Origin of the sequence: Paracoccus marinaquae (assembly GCF_018860165.1) — a bacterium.
In the GTDB taxonomy this organism is placed as follows: Bacteria; Pseudomonadota; Alphaproteobacteria; order Rhodobacterales; family Rhodobacteraceae; genus Paracoccus; species Paracoccus marinaquae.
The window spans coordinates 1-1,759 of sequence record NZ_JAHKNG010000110.1 but is presented as its reverse complement, the minus strand read 5'-3'; the positions used below and the strand labels follow the sequence as shown (position 1 = coordinate 1,759).

Genomic DNA, 1,759 nt, shown 5'->3' with positions numbered 1-1,759 from the left:
GAGAAAGAGCTGATTGGCCAGCAGTGGGCCAAAGCGTCAGCGGGCAAGGCGGTGTTCGTCATGGCGACGATGGAACGCGGTGATCCCAAGGAGGTGCGGGAGCAGGTGATGGACGCCTTGGGCGATCCTACGCTGGGGTGACGCCAACCCTACCCCCGCTCGAAGAATCCCGGATGGGGCGTGTTCATGCCAAAGCGGATCGCACCGTCGCCGTGCCGGGCGTTGATCTGATCGAGCGCGCGCGACACCCGCTCGCCACGGGTCAGTTCGGCCGGGGCGAGGGGCATCAGCAGATCCCCGCGCCGGTCCTGCAGCAAGCCCACATCCCCCAGGTGCACGCCGAGGCTGATGACCGCGCCCGGTCGTGCGCTGCGCCAGAGGCGCACCCACAGGGCGCGGTGAAGCCGCAGGAAGATCGCGGTATCCTGCGTCGGAAAGCAGCTGACGTTCCGGGACCAGACGCCGCCGGCCATGAAACTGACCGAAAGGCTGAAGCGCCCGGCCACGCGACCGTCGCGGCGCAGTCGTGCGGTCGCCTTTTCGACCAGCCAGCGGCCGACCAGGTAGGCACGGCGCGGATCGCGGTATTCGGGCGACAGCACCTTGCTGTTGCCGAATCCGCCGCGCTCGGTCGCGATCAGTGGAATATCCATGCCCTGGAGCATCCGCACGAACCGTTCGCCCTCGACGGATCGCCAGATCAGCCGGGCGTGCCGCGGATCGAGCCTGAATAGGCCCAGAACATCGAAGACGCGGGCGCGAAAGAGCCGCGCCTTGATGGCGGTGGAAATACCCGGCAGATCGTCCAGGGACAGGTGGGCGATGGCCGATCTGAAGCGGTCCACCAAGCTCTTCATGGATGAGACCCGCGCCCCGGTCCTCGACCCCGGGGCCAGAAAGACCAAGACCGGATACTTCTGGGCGCTGGCCCGCGATGACCGACCTTGGTGCGGCACGGCACCACCGGGTGTGGTCTTCACCTATGCCCCAGGTCGGGGTGGGCAACATGCAGAACGGATATTGCAGGGCTTCGGCGGCATCCTGCAGGTCGACGGCTACGCCGGATACAACCGCCTGATCGCAGCGGACCGGATCGGTCCGGGCATCCAGCTTGCCTATTGCTGGGCCCATGCCCGCCGCAAGCTCATCGAGATCACGCGCACCGGACCCGCGCCGATTGCTGAGGAAGGCGTGGCTCTCATCCGCGATCTCTACGCCATCGAGGCCGAGATCCGCGGCAGCGCCCCCGAAGCCCGACTGGCCATCCGGCAGGACCGCTCCGCCCCGATCCTCGCCCGCATCGACAATTGGCTGGCCCACCACCGCGCCCGCGCCTCGGCCAAATCGCCATTAGGGGAAGCCCTCGCTTATATCGCCAAATACCGCGACGGCCTTGGCCGCTTCCTCATAGATGGCCGCGTCGAGCTCGACAGCAACACCGTCGAACGCACCATCCGCCCCATCGCGCTGAACCGCAAGAATGCCCTCTTCGCAGGCCACGACGCCGGGGCCGAAAACTGGGCCGTCATCGCCTCACTCATCGAGACCTGCAAGATGAACGACGTCGATCCCCACGCATGGCTGTCAGCCACGCTCACCGCCATTGTTCAAGGCCACAAGCAAAGGCGGATCGTAACCACCCGGTTGGCGCCGCCTGCCAGATTGCGGCGTGAGGTCCTAAGACACGTGCATAGCGACGTCGCTAACGACGTCTCTTATGCGCGGAGGGGCGATGCGGGGCGAGGTTCTGGGCGTTGAG

At 66.5% G+C, this 1,759-nt stretch carries 1 protein-coding gene and 1 pseudogene; one reads left to right on the top strand and one right to left on the bottom strand.

The genetic code is table 11. From position 1 onward, the window contains the following. Window positions 1–149: 149 nt before the first annotated feature. Window positions 150–653 carry a DinB/UmuC family translesion DNA polymerase gene (locus KNW02_RS20480; RefSeq protein ID WP_252734165.1) on the bottom strand — a complete coding sequence of 168 codons (504 nt, stop codon included), beginning with the start codon at window positions 651–653 and terminating at the stop codon, window positions 150–152. A 169-nt stretch (window positions 654–822) separates the two neighbouring features. On the opposite strand from KNW02_RS20480, the pseudogene tnpC reads away from it, so the two are divergent. Next, window positions 823–1,632: pseudogene (gene tnpC, locus KNW02_RS20475) on the top strand (IS66 family transposase); the annotation flags it as partial. Window positions 1,633–1,759: the final 127 nt, after the last annotated feature.

Excerpts from the sequence above, each read along its gene's own strand:
- KNW02_RS20480 (WP_252734165.1), bottom strand. The coding sequence starts at position 653 with ATGGATATTCCACTGATCGCGACCGAGCGCGGCGGATTCGGCAACAGC.